Genomic DNA, 13,171 nt, shown 5'->3' on the forward strand with positions numbered 1-13,171 from the left:
CTCTCCCAATGGCAACGAAATTTCCTTCGTTCAGCCAGGGTCTGGCACAGGACCCGACAACCCGCCGGATTTGGTACGGCATTGCCACGGCTCACGATTTCGAGAGCCACGACGGCATGACCGAGGAGCGGCTTTACCAAAAGCTGTTCTCCACCCATTTCGGTCACCTGGCCATCATTGGCCTCTGGGTTTCGGGCAACCTGTTCCATATCGCCTGGCAGGGCAACTTTGAGCAGTGGGTCGCCGATCCTCTGCATGTACGTCCCATCGCTCACGCGATCTGGGATCCCCACTTCGGCCAGGGAGCTATCGCCGCCTTCACCCAGGCTGGTGCTACCTCCCCTGTGAACATTGCTTATTCCGGCCTGTACCACTGGTGGTACACGATCGGGATGAAAACCAACGCTGAGCTTTATCAGGGTTCCATCTTCATGATGATCCTGTCGGCTTGGGCCCTGTTCGCAGGCTGGCTCCACCTTCAGCCCAAGTTCCGGCCTTCCCTGGCCTGGTTCAAGAACGCTGAATCCCGCCTAAACCACCACCTGGCGGTTCTGTTTGGTTTCAGCTCGATCGCTTGGACCGGTCACCTGGTTCACGTGGCTATCCCTGAGGCCCGTGGTCAGCACGTTGGGTGGGACAACTTCCTCTCAGTGCTGCCTCACCCCGCTGGTTTGGCTCCGTTCTTCACCGGCAACTGGGGTGTATATGCCCAGAACCCAGACACCGTTTATCAACAGTTCGGAACTGCTGAGGGTTCTGGCACCGCGATCCTTACCTTCCTGGGTGGCTTCCACCCCCAAACGGAAGCCCTTTGGCTCACGGACATTGCCCACCACCACCTGGCGATCGGTTGCATCTTTGTGATCGCTGGCCACATGTACCGGACAAACTTCGGTATCGGCCACTCGATTCGCGAGATTCTTGAAGCCCACAACCCACCCAAGGGCACCCCTGGTGACCTAGGTGCTGGCCACAAGGGCCTCTACGACACGATCAACAACTCGCTCCACTTCCAGCTTGGTCTGGCTTTGGCATCTCTGGGTGTGGTCACCAGCCTGGTGGCCCAGCACATGTATGCGATGCCGTCCTATGCGTTTATCGCTAAGGACTACACAACGCAGGCTGCGCTTTATACCCACCACCAATACATCGCCATCTTCCTGATGTGCGGTGCGTTCGCCCACGGTGCGATCTTCTTCATCCGCGACTACGACCCGGAAGCCAACAAAGACAACGTGTTGGCCCGGATGCTCGAGCACAAGGAAGCCATAATCAGCCACCTGAGCTGGGTCTCCCTGTTCCTTGGCTTCCACACCCTGGGTCTCTACGTCCACAACGACGTCGTCGTGGCCTTTGGTACTCCTGAGAAGCAGATTTTGGTGGAGCCCGTCTTTGCCCAATTCGTCCAGGCCGCTTCCGGCAAGGCGATGTATGGCATGGATGTGCTGCTATCCAATTCCGCATCCGCAGCTAGCAATGCCAGTGCGGTTTATCTGCCCGGTTGGATCGACGCCATCAATGGTGGCAACGACCTCTTCTTGCAGATCGGTCCTGGTGATTTCCTTGTTCACCACGCCATTGCGCTTGGTCTGCACACCACGACTCTGATCCTGGTGAAGGGTGCTCTGGATGCCCGGGGTTCCAAGCTGATGCCTGACAAAAAGGACTTCGGCTATTCCTTCCCCTGCGATGGCCCCGGCCGTGGTGGTACCTGCGACATCAGTGCCTGGGACTCTTTCTATCTGAGCGTCTTCTGGGCCCTGAATACCGTCGGTTGGGTCACCTTCTACTGGCACTGGAAGCACCTCGCCATCTGGCAGGGCAACGTGGCTCAGTTCAACGAATCCAGCACCTATCTAATGGGTTGGTTCCGCGACTACCTGTGGCTTAACTCCTCCCAGCTGATCAACGGTTACAACCCGTTTGGCAGCAACAACCTGGCCGTCTGGTCTTGGATGTTCCTGTTCGGTCACCTGGTTTGGGCCACCGGTTTCATGTTCCTTATCTCCTGGCGCGGCTACTGGCAGGAACTCATCGAGACCATCGTCTGGGCGCATCAGCGCACCCCGCTTGCCAACCTTGTTGGATGGCGCGATAAGCCTGTCGCTCTTTCGATCGTCCAGGCTCGTGTTGTGGGTCTTGCTCACTTCACTATTGGCTACATACTCACGTATGCAGCCTTCCTGATTGCTTCTACCTCTGGCAAGTTCGGCTAACTGCGGCCTACTTGCTCCCTCGAGGGACGAATTAACCCCGGCGCAAGCTGGGGTTTTTTATTGTCCATTGTTTTATTGACCATTGTTTGTTGGTTAACTTGCCTCTCACTGCACCCCCTGGCTCTTTCCCCCTAAGGGAATGGTTCTGGTCCCGAAGGCTTGGCTTGTGGCCCAGGCCCAGCAGCCACTATCTATCGGGCTGCCCCCAAACAAGATCAGCCCAATCAAAGGCCCAATAAAGGTTCAATAAAAACGCCCAGTAAAAACACCCAATAAAAAAGCCCCGCCTTAGCGGAGCTTTCAGGGGATTGGAAAACCGCTTGGGATTCAGTTGACGCTCCAGACGCCGCCAGCGATATTGACCAGCGGGGCAACGATCGCAGTGCCGGCTAGGAACCAGGCAAAGGCGGCGCCACCGCAGCCACCCAGCCAGAAACCACTGGCGAATTCTGCCCAGCCAGCCTTGGTGAACAGGTCTGCGGGCGGGTTGTCGATGGTGGCGTCAGCCGGCTGGATGTTGGGTCCGTTGCCAGCGGTGCCGTAGATCGAGAGACATACGGTCAAGATCGACACCAGTCCAATGGTGGCGAGTAAACCAGCGGTGCTGGCGTACTCGGTGAGCCGCAGGGGACCACAGACGGCGAAGGGTCCGTAGAGAAAGAAGCCATGGGCCATGCCTACTTCCAAACCACGACGGTTCGGAGATAGGGAGGGGCGGTAGGCGGGCAGGGCATTGATGAAGGCCCGGCTGAAATAGCTGCTGTTGACGGGGGTTGCCAGATTGCCGACGCAGGGGTCGGCCACGGGGGTCACGGTCATGGTGGCGGGGGTAGGCGGTGAGGCTGAGCGACGGCTTGGGTCGGGCTCAGTCGCGGGCTTCGATTACGTTGAAAAGCAAGGCCATGGCCACGGCTGGGCCGAGGATTCCAACAAGTGGGACTAACACCGAGGGCAACCAAGCGGCAGCAAATTCTCCAGTCATGGCGCGGGCCAATAGCAACCGTTAATACTGTACGAAGACCACCCGTGGCAGCTTGCGGGGCCGGCTAGGGCGACATAAAAATTCAATCCCTTTGCCCCGCCTCTCAGCTTTCGGATCCGCGCACGATGCCGCGCACCCGGTAGATCGGTCGTCCCTGACTTTCGTGGTAAGTGCGCATCTGCAGTTCGGCCAGCAGGCCAAAGCAGAAGAGCTGCACCCCCGTCAGAAAACTCAGTAGGGCCATCAGCAGCAGGGGGCGATCGCCGATGTCTGCGCCAAGCAGTAGTTTCTCGCCTACAAGCCAGATGCCGATCAGCAGCCCTGCGCCCATGGCGGCCAGGCCCCCGAAGCCGAAGACGTGCATCGGTCTGGTCAGAAAGCGCTTCATGAACCAGACCGTCAGCAGGTCCATCAATACCCGGAAGGTGCGGTCGAGTCCGTATTTGCTTTCCCCATAACGCCGGGGATGGTGGTTTACTTTCACCTCGCTGATCCGGGCACCTTCGATGAAGGCCAGGGCAGGCAGGAAGCGGTGGAGTTCGCCGTAGAGGTTGAGGTCACTCACCACTTCGCGCCGATAAGCCTTGAGGGAGCAGCCGTAGTCGTGGAGTCGCACCCCAGTTACCCGGGCAATCAGGCTGTTGGCGATGCGGCTGGGCAGCAGCCGTTGCATGGCCGCATCCTGGCGCTGGTGGCGCCAGCCGCTTACCAGGTCGAAGCCTTGGTCGAGCTCAGCTAGCAGTAGGGGGATATCGGCGGGGTCGTTCTGCAGATCGCCATCGAGGGTCACGATCACCGCCCCGCCGCTGGCGTCAAAGCCGGCCGCCATTGCCGCCGTCTGGCCGTAGTTGCGGCGCAGCAGCACGGCCACCAGCTCCGGAACCGTGGCGACTAGCTGGCTGAGCACCTTCGCTGTGCCGTCCCTGGATCCGTCGTCTACCAGCACCAATTCAAAGCTCAGCTGCAGCGGTCGCAGTGCCGCCAGCAACTGCTCCACCAACTGGGGCAGGCTCTCCTCCTCGTTGTAGAGGGGCACCACTACGGAAAGCTCGGCCTGACCTTCCCCCGTTTGCTGCATGTCATTGTCAGCCTGTGGCATCGACCCTAGGTGGGTAGGGGACTGCCGTTATGGCTGTGCATTACCCGCCCCGCTCCCCGCAGTTCCAGTCGGTAGTGGCGCGCCACCGGGTCGGGGTTTTGGGGCGCCAGGTCGTCGAGGCCGATGCCGTTGCGGCCGTGGGCGACGCCGGAGCTGTGTAAATAGCGGCCGCCCCCTAGGTGCAGCCCCACGTGGCTGCAGCGCTGGGGTGTGCCAAAAAAGATCAGGTCGCCAGGCTCCAGCAACTGCACCTGGCCCGGGTGCACCGCAACTGGCTGACAGAACCGCTCCTGCAGGTAGGCATCGCGCGGAATCCAGATGCCAGCGCTGGCATAGGCCCGCTGCATCAGACCGGAGCAGTCGTAGTTGGGGCCCAGGCTGCCGCCCCACAGGTAGGTGTTGGCTACGCGCTGGGCGGCCTGCGCGAAGCTCAGCACTTGCTCCATCCTCCGGACAATGATGCAGCGCTGCAGGAGTTGCGGCTGGGGCGGGGAGCACGCCACTGCTCGCCCCAGCAAGGCATCGGGCTCAAGCCAGCCTGGGTAGCCATCGTCGAGCAGTCGTACCCGCAGGCGCATTCCTGACCCTGTAGCGGCAGGACTGGTCAGGATTTGCAGGTGGCGGCCAGTCCAGGCCTGGCTGGCTAGCCCCTCTCCGCGGGCCTGGCTGTAGAGGTCGACGCTGCCAGTGAGCTGCCAGTTCGTGCCTGGAATGAGCCATTCTGGCGCGGCTGGGGTGCCGGCAGCCAGCTGGGCAGGGTTGATGGTGTCTACTGTCAGCACAGCTAATCTCGCCACAACGTTGGCCGGCGGTGATGGCTTTTTACAGCCCCGATCCAGCCATGGCTCAGATCCTGGCCGATCTGGTGCGGGCTCTTGAGCTGGAGGGGCGGCCTGGCTTAGCCCAGCACCTCTCCATTACCTGGCTTCGCTACGACCAGCCCTTGCTTGGCCGAGCTGCCGATCTAGATCCCGATCTGTTCTGGGCCCAGCCGGTGCAGGGGGCGAGCTGGGCTGGGGATCGTCCTCGCTATCCAGCCAGCGTCGTGAAGCTGGTTTACCTAGTGGCGGCTGAGGCCTGGCGCCAGGCTGACTTGCTTGCGGATACGCCCGAGCTGCGGCGTGCCCTTTCAGACATGATCCGCGACTCCAGCAACGACGCCACCTCCCTAGTGGTGGATTTGCTTAGTGGCACCACCAGCGGCCCTTCTCTGCCCCCCGAGCGCATGGCCCACTGGGTGGAGCAGCGTCAGCTTGTCAATGGCTGGCTGAGCGAGCTTGGCTGGCCGGAGCTGCAGGGCTGTAATGCTTGCCAAAAAACCTGGGGTGATGGTCCCTACGGGCGCGAGCGGGTTTATTACGGCACCGATCTGGAAAACCGCAATCGCCTCAGTACCGACGCTGTAGCCCGTTTGTTGCAGGCCGTGCTGGCGTCGGCCCTGGTCTCGCCGCCAGCTTGTGCCCGGATGGCAGCTCTGCTGGCGCGCAGCTTGGATCCGGCCTTGAGGCTTGCGGATCCAGAAAACCAGGTGGATGGCTTCATAGGTGAGGGTTTGCCTCTTGGCTCTCGCCTCTGGAGCAAGGCGGGCTGGATGAGCCAGGCCCGGCACGATGCTGCCTACGTGGAGCCGTCAGCTGAGGGTTCTATGCCAAAAGCTGCGCCTTTCTTGCTGGTGATTTTTTCTGAGGGCCAGGCCTGCGCCCAGGATCACAAGCTCCTACCCGAGATAGCTACCCGGCTGGCCGCAGCCAGCCGTAAATAAGCATTCGGGCTTAACAACGGAGAGGGAGGCCGTAGTTGTGACTCTCAGAGCGAAGTGGTGACACGGGAAGAGACGACGCTTCCCTTTGGTGGAGGCGGAATCCAATGCCATTTCCAATACCAATTCCAACACTATTTCCAACACCACATAGAACGTGCAAATTCAGGGCGCTGGCCGCAGGTCAATACCAGCGCTGAGCCCTTGTAGTCGTCATGGCGCCCTCTCCTCATATCCCTGGTTGTTCAGCGGGTGTAACTCTTTCAGCAGTGCCCGATTTAGGTGGTCATCGCATCCCACCACCAACTGCGGGTAAATGGTGCCCTCCTTGTAGGGGGCATAGGCGTGGGCGCAGATCGCTCGGGTGGTGTCCTGCCACTGTTGGAGCATCTGCCTGGGCAGCTTTTGCTTCAACTGGTCTGTGGATTGCTCCCAGGACTGACCAGCGCAGTAGCGCATCTCTACCGTGTTATCGCCAGGGCACTTGATCTTCTGTGCTTGGGCGTGGGCAGAACCAAGAGGCAGCATCAGGGCGCCAAGGAGTAACAGGTGCTTCATCAGATTTTGTTCGGTCTTGTTAGCAGGGTATGGATGCTTACTGCTATAGCCGACTGTCTTGGTGGCAAGGGACTCAATGAGCTCCTGGACTCTGCAATTCCACGTCTTGGCATTGCTGATGCAAATAAGTTCGCTTTGTCCAGCCACAATCTTTGCCAAGGATTAGATTACTGCCTTTCCACTCAAATACTTTTTTTAGCCTTAGGTTGAATGGGTGTTCAGTCGGGTCAAGAGTCCTGTAGTCCCCCGTCTTTATTTCTCTATTATTTATGGGTGAAAAGGGACTTCGCAGCTTTAGAAGAATTTTCCCGAGTGCGGATACGCATGGAATGTCATTAGTGATTAATGCATGTTTAAAGTTTGGGAGAATTGACAAAATATCTTGAACTTCCTTCGTGCTTAAATGCATTAGTACGTCTTTGCAAACTAACAGTTCGGCGGATGGAAGTTCATTATAATCCTCTGGGAGATTGGCAAAGGAAACCCTGGATCGCGAAAATGACCGCTGATTATTTGTGATTACATATTTAGATGCATCGATGCCAATATATGTTGCGCTGCCAAAGTCGAGAAATTGAGAAAACTGCCAGTCGCCGCAACCAAGGTCAACGACTGATTTAATATCGTGTTGACGAATAAACTCTTCTAGGAATATCTTGTAGGGTTGAGTTGCTTCAGGTGAGCTTCCGCCCCCTGACCCCTTGCCCCAGTATGAATTCTCATAAATCTTATCAAAAATATCTGGATCGCCAAATTCAAAACTCATAAAAGTCGATAAATTCTGAATTTTTAATTTAGCACTTAAGAAGATTTTATAGTTGCAAATTATAACATTTACAGGGTTCCATGGCAAAAGTTTATGTTGTCGCCGTTCTTTGCTGCCCTAAGACCCTTCCGCCTATTCGCCAGTGCCCCCGTCGCCAGCTTCGCGTCGTAGTGGAAGAAGTGCTTTGGGACGAGTTTGATTGAAGTGTCGCAGTTATTGCAGACGGTTGTTTTGGCAACCTCATAGATACGCAACCATTGCGCCGCTACCCCTGCCGCTGTTCCTTCTTCCAGATCCGTTCCAGTGATTTGCGGAACTCTCCATCGCTTTGTGGACGTGCCAGGTCGCGCCTCCAAAAGACGCTGCTAATCCACCACACCTGAAGACCGCCAAAGATCAGGGCGACCAAGCCCAGTTGGATGTATCCCCAGTTCAGGTGCTCCATTGCGCCCGTTGCTGATTCTTCGCCCAGATGCGTTCAAGGGTCTTTCGGAACTCCTCTGTGCTCTTGCTCGTGCCCTCAGGGCATTTTCCAAGCTGAGCCGCCAGGCGCCAGAACTTGATTCCTGCTGCGACGGCAAAGACCAACTAGAGCACCAGCATCGATAGGGGCTGAAATATCACTGCCTGGCGCTTTGGGTCGAGGTTTCCTGGTGCCCGTGCTTCTGGTCGCAGTGGGCGCTGGCAGTTGTGCCCATCAGCAGCGTCCCAGCGGTCAGGGCGAGTAGCAGCAGGCGTTTCATCTGTTCTTGTTGGGGCTTATGAGCACGGTACGGGCGCTTTCGGCTGTTGGCGACTGCCTCGGTGCTATGGGACTCCTTGGACTCGTGGCCCCAGCGCGAATCGTGCAGGTGTATCCGCTTTTGTGCGATGCCTGCTGCTCTCCCTGGGCCACCTGCTGCCCCCTCTGGGGAATGGGAGTTCCTTGAGCGTGTCCGCATGAACACCTGCGGCAATCACTCCATGGCCTGAGCGTAAGTACCTAATAGCGTTGGCTAGTCGTGATGAGCGACGGGAAGCGTATCCCTGGCGGAGTCGAACACGCCAGGGATTTTTTTGTGAACAAACCTTGCTGCTGCTCGCACCCAATACCAGTGCCTAACTCAAATAACTATCTATGGCGGCGTTCGACCCGTCCATAGGTCTAGGAAGTGGGCGGAGATTTCGTCCCCGTCGCTCACGCCCCACTTTTCTCTTAAACAGCGTCAGGTCTGGCTCTCCCTGGGTGAGGTGGCGTGGAACCATCGCTCATACCCGCTGCTATCTAGTGCTGGGCTGCCTTTTCGCAATTCGGGCATCCAACACCACAAGAATGGGCAACTACACCACTTCCAACACCCATGGGCGGGTACTGGGTCGCACTACTGGAGAATCGCTGACTCACCAATGTCAGTCGCCAGCAGGACTCGCGGCGGTGGTGACTCCGCCGTGAATCCTGCTTAAAACGGAGAGGGAGGGATTCGAACCCTCGACAAGAGTTGCCTCCTGTAACTCCTTAGCAGGGAGCCGCTTTCAACCACTCAGCCACCTCTCCAGGGGCTTGACGACTTTATCAGTGAGCCCTATCGCCTGGGGCCTCCCAGGCGGCTTGGGCAGCGGTGAGTCGTGGCAGGCGGTGCTTAAAGCCGCAGAGGATTTCCCAGGGGATGGTCTGGCAGCGATCGCTCCAGTCGGTAGGGGTGATTTGTTCGCTTCCCTCCTGGCCCAGCAGAGTCACCACCGACCCCACCTCCAGTCCCGGGCAGTCGGTTGCATCGAGCACCAGTTGGTCCATGGTGATGGCTCCCACTTGGGGCAGACGTTGGCCTGCAAACAGCACTTCCAGCTGGTTGGAGAGTTGGCGAGGCACGCCATCGGCGTAGCCAATGCCAACAACGGCAAGACGGCTGGGGCGGCTGGTGCGGAAGCGATGGCCGTAGCTCACCCCCACCCCGCTGCCCGCCTCCCGAATCAGGCTGACGCGGGCGTGCAGGGTCATCGCTCCCTGCAGGGGAGTGACAGAAGCCAGGTGGGCCGCTGGACTGTGACCATATAGCGCCAGGCCGACTCGCACTAGGTCGTAGTGCAGCCCTGGGCTGCGCAGGGTGCCGGCCGAGTTGGCCAGGTGGCGGATGCCAGCCGGCAGGCGCTGGTGCTCCAGGGCCTGCAGCACCGTCTCGAAAAGCCGCTGCTGTTGATCGGTGAGCCCGTCATCGGCGTCCGCTGATGCATCGGCACTGGCGAGATGGGAATAGAGACCGGCCAACTGCACGGCTTCCAGTTCCGTGATCGCGGCCACGAGTCTGGGCCCCTCCTGCCAATCGGCCCCGAGCCGAGCCATGCCAGTGTCGAGCTTGAGCTGCAGGGCCATCGGGCGGCCTTGGCCGCTGGCGAGGTTTTGGCAGAGCAGGGCTTCGCGCATGCCGCTGATAGTCGGCATTAGCTGCCAGTGCAGACAGCTGCGCAGCTCCTCTACCTGGGTGAGGTTGCCGAGCACCAGGATTGGTGCTTCGATGCCGGCCCTGCGTAGCTCGATGCCTTCGCTCAGGGTCGCGACACCGCACTGACTAGCTCCACCAGCGAGGGCGGCCCTGGCCACGGGGATCGATCCATGGCCATAGCCGTCGGCCTTGACCACAGCCATCAGCTCGGTGCCATTGCCTATGCAGCGTTTCAGGCTGCGGGCGTTGGCACTTATGGCGCCGGTATTCACCTCTACCCAGGCCCGTTGCCGAGCCAGGCTGGCCTCATGGGCCTGGGCACTCCAACTGGTCTCGGTCGCCTGGGTCACGGATTACAGCGAAGATTGCCACTAGCATGCCTCCGATCACGGGTGCTGGCATGGGCCATGTTCTCGTTCTAAACGCGTCTTACGAGCCCCTCAACATCACCACCTGGCGTCGTGCGGTGGTGATGGTGCTGAAGGGGAAGGCGGAGGGGCTTGAGCATGACCCGGTGCGCAGGATTCGCGAGGACACCCTGCTCCCCACCGTGATCCGCCTGCGTCATTTCGTGCGGGTGCCCTACAAGCCGTTGCCCCTGACCCGCCGCAACCTGTTTCACCGCGATGGCCATCGCTGCCAGTACTGCGGGGCCAGCGCTCAGCAGCTCTCTGTCGACCATGTGGTGCCCCGCAGCCGCGGTGGCCTCGATACCTGGGAAAACGTCACCACAGCCTGTCTGTCCTGCAATGTCCGCAAGGGCAACCGCACGCCGCGGGAGGCCGCGATGCCCCTGCTGCGTCCACCTCATCGGCCCCTGGGCAGCTTTAGCTTTGAAGCCAGTCGCCAGATTTCGGCAGGGCAGCATGGCGAGTGGGCCAAATATGTAATTGGGGCTTGAGAGCGCTCAGCTGGCTACCTGTTGGGCCAGCTCCTCGAGCTGGCGGCTCTGATCGGCGGCGATTGAGGCACTGATCAGGTCGTGGAGCTGGCCGTTGAGCACCGGCTCAAGCGCGAAGTTGCGGCCTAGGCGGTGGTCGGTGGTGCGGCTGTCTTTGAAGTTGTAGGTGCGGATTTTCTCGCTGCGGTCGCCGCTGCCTACTTGGGCCAGCCTGGTGGAGCGCTGCTGGGCGTTGGCTTCTGCCAGCTGGCGCTCATAGAGCTTTGCCCGCAGGATTTCCATGGCGCGCTCGCGGTTCTGCAGCTGGGAGCGCTGCTGGGTGCAGAACACCCGAATGCCGGTGGGCTTGTGCAATAGGTCTACGGCCGTTTCGACTTTGTTGACGTTTTGGCCGCCGGCGCCACCGGAGCGGGCGGTACTGATTTCGATGTCGCCGGGGTCGATCTGAACCTCCACGGGATCAGCCTCCGGCATCACGGCGACCGTGGCGGTTGAGGTGTGCACCCGGCCCTGGGACTCGGTGGCCGGCACCCGTTGCACCCGATGCACGCCGGCCTCAAACTTCAGCTGGCTGAAAACCCCATCCCCCTTGATGGCGAGGATCAGTTCTTTGTAGCCCCCGAGCTCGGCTTCGGAGGCGCTCACCGGTTCCACCCGCCAGCCCACCCCTTGGGCGTAGCGCTCATACATGCGGGCTAGATCGCCGGCCCAGATCGCCGCTTCATCGCCACCGGCGCCGGCGCGGATCTCCAACATCACGCTGCGCTCATCGCGGGGGTCTCGGGGCAGCAGGGCCACCGTGAGCTTGTCGAGCAGGCTGGCCGTGGCATCCGCCAGGGTTGCCAGCTCCTCGTTGACCAGTTCCTCCATGGCGAGGTCGCCCCGATGTTCCTTCAGCAGGGCGCGAGCTTCTCGTTCTTCCTGCTGCAGTTTCTGCAGGCTCAGGTGGTCCTGCACCAAGGGCTCAAGGCGAGCCCTCTCGCGGGCGATGGCCTGCATCTGGCTGGGATTAGCCGCCACGGCTGGATCGGCCAGCTGGCGTTCCAGGGTCTCGAAGGTGCGGCGGGCCGTCTCCAGACGCTCATGCAGCAGGGAAGGATCCATCAGCGAGATAGGAGGAGCCCGCATGGGCACCAGACAACACAAAGCCGGGTGCCCGTAAGCACCCGGCTGGGGGGTTCAATCAGGCCTGCAGAGATCAGGCTTCGGCCACAGCGGGGGCCTCGGTCTCAACTTCGGTTGCAGCAGCTTCGGCCGTGGTCTCAACCTGGGGCTCCTGCTTGGCAGCGGCGTTGGAGAGTGAATCTGCTCCACCCATGCCGTACTTGCGCATAAAGCGGTCTACACGGCCCTCGGTGTCGAGGATCTTTTGGGTGCCTGTATAGAAGGGGTGGTTGCCACTCCACACATCGACGTGGAGTTCGGGGGAGGTGGAACCGGTGGTCATAACCACCTCTCCGTTGCAAATCACCTTGGCATCGGGATACCAGGTGGGATGAATTTCGGCCTTGGGCATGACGGGGAAGGGGCTGATGGCGGAGGGAAGAAATCAGCGCTTGGAGAACTGAGGCGCCTTACGAGCTTTCTTCAGGCCGTACTTGCGACGCTCCTTGGCGCGGGGGTCGCGGCTGAGGTGGCCTTCTGTTTTAAGGGGTTTGCGGTTGTCCGGTGACAATTCACACAGGGCACGAGCTGCACCCTGCTTGATGGCGTCGGCTTGGCCGGTAAGCCCACCACCACGCACATTGACTAGCAGGTCATAGTCAGTTGCAAGCCCGAGAGTCTGCAGTGGTGCCTTGACCGCTGCGAGATAGACGGGGTTGTAGTTGAGGTAGTTATCGCCAGGGCGACCGTTGATGGTTACGGTGCCGTTCCCGGGAACCACACGCACTCGGGCGACTGCCGTCTTACGACGACCCGTACCCCAATAGACGACTTTGTTAGTGCTCATTGGGCGGCAGTGGCGGGATCGAGGGCTAGGGCTTGGGGTTGTTGGGCAGCGTGGGGATGCTCAGTACCCTTGTAAACCTTCAGCTTGCGGAACAGCTGACGACCCAGGGCGTTGTGGGGAAGCATGCCTTTGATGGCTTTCTCCACGATCCGCTCAGGGATCCGGGCTTGGAGGTGGGCGAAGGTTTCGGTCTTCATGCCACCGGGCCGGCCGGAGTGGCGGCGGTAGATCTTCTGGGTCGACTTGTTACCGCTCACCTTCACCTTGTCGGCGTTGATGACGATGACAAAGTCGCCGGTGTCGAGGTGGGGTGTGTAGCAGGGCTTGTTCTTGCCGCGCAGCACTTGGGCCACTTCGCTCGCCAGGCGACCGAGGGTCTGATTCTCTGCGTCCACCAGATACCACTGGCGTTCGAGGGAATCAATGGAGGGCAGGGGGGTCTTGTTCATTTCGCCTGATCAGGCACCGGCAGGCCGGAAGTGGGGCAGGACAGCTGGTCGTTGGAAACCCAACGCCCGG

The 13,171-nt window shown here is 60.0% G+C and carries 15 protein-coding genes and 1 tRNA gene; 3 read left to right on the forward strand and 13 right to left on the reverse strand.

Annotated features, from left to right (window positions below):
* Positions 1-8: 8 nt before the first annotated feature.
* Complete coding sequence (psaB, locus tag KBZ22_RS08820) at positions 9-2,216, forward strand: photosystem I core protein PsaB (protein ID WP_106632412.1); 2,208 nt, start codon at positions 9-11, stop codon at positions 2,214-2,216.
* A 327-nt stretch (positions 2,217-2,543) separates the two neighbouring features.
* Here psaB and KBZ22_RS08825 read toward each other — a convergent pair whose 3' ends face one another.
* From KBZ22_RS08825 to KBZ22_RS08840, 4 genes are all read right to left on the reverse strand, one after another.
* Positions 2,544-3,035 carry a photosystem I reaction center subunit XI gene (locus KBZ22_RS08825; protein WP_254942898.1) on the reverse strand — a complete coding sequence of 164 codons (492 nt, stop codon included), beginning with the start codon at positions 3,033-3,035 and terminating at the stop codon, positions 2,544-2,546.
* A 46-nt stretch (positions 3,036-3,081) separates the two neighbouring features.
* Positions 3,082-3,198, reverse strand: a complete 117-nt coding sequence (locus KBZ22_RS08830; protein WP_106632445.1) for a photosystem I reaction center subunit VIII — start codon at positions 3,196-3,198, stop codon at positions 3,082-3,084.
* Between the two features lie 103 nt (positions 3,199-3,301).
* Positions 3,302-4,276 (reverse strand): glycosyltransferase family 2 protein, encoded by a 975-nt coding sequence (locus KBZ22_RS08835; protein ID WP_255021727.1) that lies wholly within the window; start codon positions 4,274-4,276, stop codon positions 3,302-3,304.
* Positions 4,277-4,302: 26 nt separating this feature from the next.
* Positions 4,303-5,079 carry a C40 family peptidase gene (locus KBZ22_RS08840; RefSeq protein ID WP_255021728.1) on the reverse strand — a complete coding sequence of 259 codons (777 nt, stop codon included), beginning with the start codon at positions 5,077-5,079 and terminating at the stop codon, positions 4,303-4,305.
* Positions 5,080-5,111: 32 nt separating this feature from the next.
* Here KBZ22_RS08840 and KBZ22_RS08845 point away from each other — a divergent pair, with 32 nt between their 5' ends.
* Complete coding sequence (locus KBZ22_RS08845; protein WP_255021729.1) at positions 5,112-6,059, forward strand: serine hydrolase; 948 nt, start codon at positions 5,112-5,114, stop codon at positions 6,057-6,059.
* Between the two features lie 210 nt (positions 6,060-6,269).
* Here KBZ22_RS08845 and KBZ22_RS14410 read toward each other — a convergent pair whose 3' ends face one another.
* The 5 genes from KBZ22_RS14410 to alr all read right to left on the reverse strand — a co-directional run bounded on the left by KBZ22_RS14410 (position 6,270) and on the right by alr (position 10,150).
* The gene (locus KBZ22_RS14410; protein WP_396111884.1) at positions 6,270-6,446 is read right to left on the reverse strand and encodes a hypothetical protein; all 177 of its coding nucleotides are present in this window, start codon (positions 6,444-6,446) and stop codon (positions 6,270-6,272) included.
* A 241-nt stretch (positions 6,447-6,687) separates the two neighbouring features.
* Positions 6,688-7,380, reverse strand: coding sequence for a bifunctional 2-polyprenyl-6-hydroxyphenol methylase/3-demethylubiquinol 3-O-methyltransferase UbiG (locus KBZ22_RS08855; protein ID WP_255021730.1), 693 nt, complete (start codon positions 7,378-7,380; stop codon positions 6,688-6,690).
* Between the two features lie 265 nt (positions 7,381-7,645).
* Positions 7,646-7,825, reverse strand: coding sequence for a hypothetical protein (locus tag KBZ22_RS08860; protein WP_255021731.1), 180 nt, complete (start codon positions 7,823-7,825; stop codon positions 7,646-7,648).
* A 1,000-nt stretch (positions 7,826-8,825) separates the two neighbouring features.
* Positions 8,826-8,914, reverse strand: a tRNA-Ser gene (locus KBZ22_RS08865).
* Between the two features lie 18 nt (positions 8,915-8,932).
* The gene (gene alr, locus KBZ22_RS08870; protein WP_255021732.1) at positions 8,933-10,150 is read right to left on the reverse strand and encodes an alanine racemase; all 1,218 of its coding nucleotides are present in this window, start codon (positions 10,148-10,150) and stop codon (positions 8,933-8,935) included.
* Positions 10,151-10,200: 50 nt separating this feature from the next.
* On the opposite strand from alr, the gene KBZ22_RS08875 reads away from it, so the two are divergent.
* A complete protein-coding gene (locus KBZ22_RS08875) occupies positions 10,201-10,701 on the forward strand; it encodes an HNH endonuclease (RefSeq protein WP_255021733.1) in 501 nt (166 codons plus the stop codon).
* Between the two features lie 6 nt (positions 10,702-10,707).
* Here KBZ22_RS08875 and prfA read toward each other — a convergent pair whose 3' ends face one another.
* From prfA to rplM, 4 genes are all read right to left on the reverse strand, one after another.
* Positions 10,708-11,805: a peptide chain release factor 1 gene (gene prfA, locus KBZ22_RS08880; RefSeq protein WP_255021768.1), complete on the reverse strand. Its 1,098-nt coding sequence runs from the start codon at positions 11,803-11,805 to the stop codon at positions 10,708-10,710.
* A 94-nt stretch (positions 11,806-11,899) separates the two neighbouring features.
* Positions 11,900-12,217, reverse strand: a complete 318-nt coding sequence (gene rpmE, locus KBZ22_RS08885) for a 50S ribosomal protein L31 (protein ID WP_255021734.1) — start codon at positions 12,215-12,217, stop codon at positions 11,900-11,902.
* 33 nt (positions 12,218-12,250) lie between these two features.
* Positions 12,251-12,652, reverse strand: a complete 402-nt coding sequence (gene rpsI / locus KBZ22_RS08890) for a 30S ribosomal protein S9 (RefSeq protein ID WP_106632403.1) — start codon at positions 12,650-12,652, stop codon at positions 12,251-12,253.
* Complete coding sequence (rplM, locus tag KBZ22_RS08895; protein WP_254941853.1) at positions 12,649-13,101, reverse strand: 50S ribosomal protein L13; 453 nt, start codon at positions 13,099-13,101, stop codon at positions 12,649-12,651. Before rplM ends, rpsI begins: the two co-directional genes overlap by 4 nt.
* Between the last annotated feature and the right edge of the window lie 70 nt (positions 13,102-13,171).

Source organism: Cyanobium sp. L1E-Cus, from assembly GCF_024345755.1.
GTDB classification, from domain to species: domain Bacteria; phylum Cyanobacteriota; class Cyanobacteriia; order PCC-6307; family Cyanobiaceae; genus Cyanobium_A; species Cyanobium_A usitatum.

What these genes read in the sequence shown, in the direction of transcription:
- KBZ22_RS08855 (WP_255021730.1), bottom strand. Translation starts at nt 7,380, where the DNA reads ATGAGTTTTGAATTTGGCGATCCAGATATTTTTGATAAGATTTATGAG.
- rplM (WP_254941853.1), bottom strand. Translation starts at nt 13,101, where the DNA reads ATGAACAAGACCCCCCTGCCCTCCATTGATTCCCTCGAACGCCAGTGG.
- KBZ22_RS08830 (WP_106632445.1), bottom strand. Translation starts at nt 3,198, where the DNA reads ATGACTGGAGAATTTGCTGCCGCTTGGTTGCCCTCGGTGTTAGTCCCA.
- KBZ22_RS14410 (WP_396111884.1), bottom strand. Translation starts at nt 6,446, where the DNA reads ATGCTCCAACAGTGGCAGGACACCACCCGAGCGATCTGCGCCCACGCC.
- KBZ22_RS08875 (WP_255021733.1), top strand. Translation starts at nt 10,201, where the DNA reads ATGGGCCATGTTCTCGTTCTAAACGCGTCTTACGAGCCCCTCAACATC.
- psaB (WP_106632412.1), top strand. Translation starts at nt 9, where the DNA reads ATGGCAACGAAATTTCCTTCGTTCAGCCAGGGTCTGGCACAGGACCCG.
- rpsI (WP_106632403.1), bottom strand. Translation starts at nt 12,652, where the DNA reads ATGAGCACTAACAAAGTCGTCTATTGGGGTACGGGTCGTCGTAAGACG.
- KBZ22_RS08825 (WP_254942898.1), bottom strand. Translation starts at nt 3,035, where the DNA reads ATGACCGTGACCCCCGTGGCCGACCCCTGCGTCGGCAATCTGGCAACC.
- rpmE (WP_255021734.1), bottom strand. Translation starts at nt 12,217, where the DNA reads ATGCCCAAGGCCGAAATTCATCCCACCTGGTATCCCGATGCCAAGGTG.
- KBZ22_RS08845 (WP_255021729.1), top strand. Translation starts at nt 5,112, where the DNA reads ATGGCTTTTTACAGCCCCGATCCAGCCATGGCTCAGATCCTGGCCGAT.
- KBZ22_RS08860 (WP_255021731.1), bottom strand. Translation starts at nt 7,825, where the DNA reads ATGGAGCACCTGAACTGGGGATACATCCAACTGGGCTTGGTCGCCCTG.
- KBZ22_RS08835 (WP_255021727.1), bottom strand. Translation starts at nt 4,276, where the DNA reads ATGCAGCAAACGGGGGAAGGTCAGGCCGAGCTTTCCGTAGTGGTGCCC.
- prfA (WP_255021768.1), bottom strand. Translation starts at nt 11,805, where the DNA reads ATGGATCCTTCCCTGCTGCATGAGCGTCTGGAGACGGCCCGCCGCACC.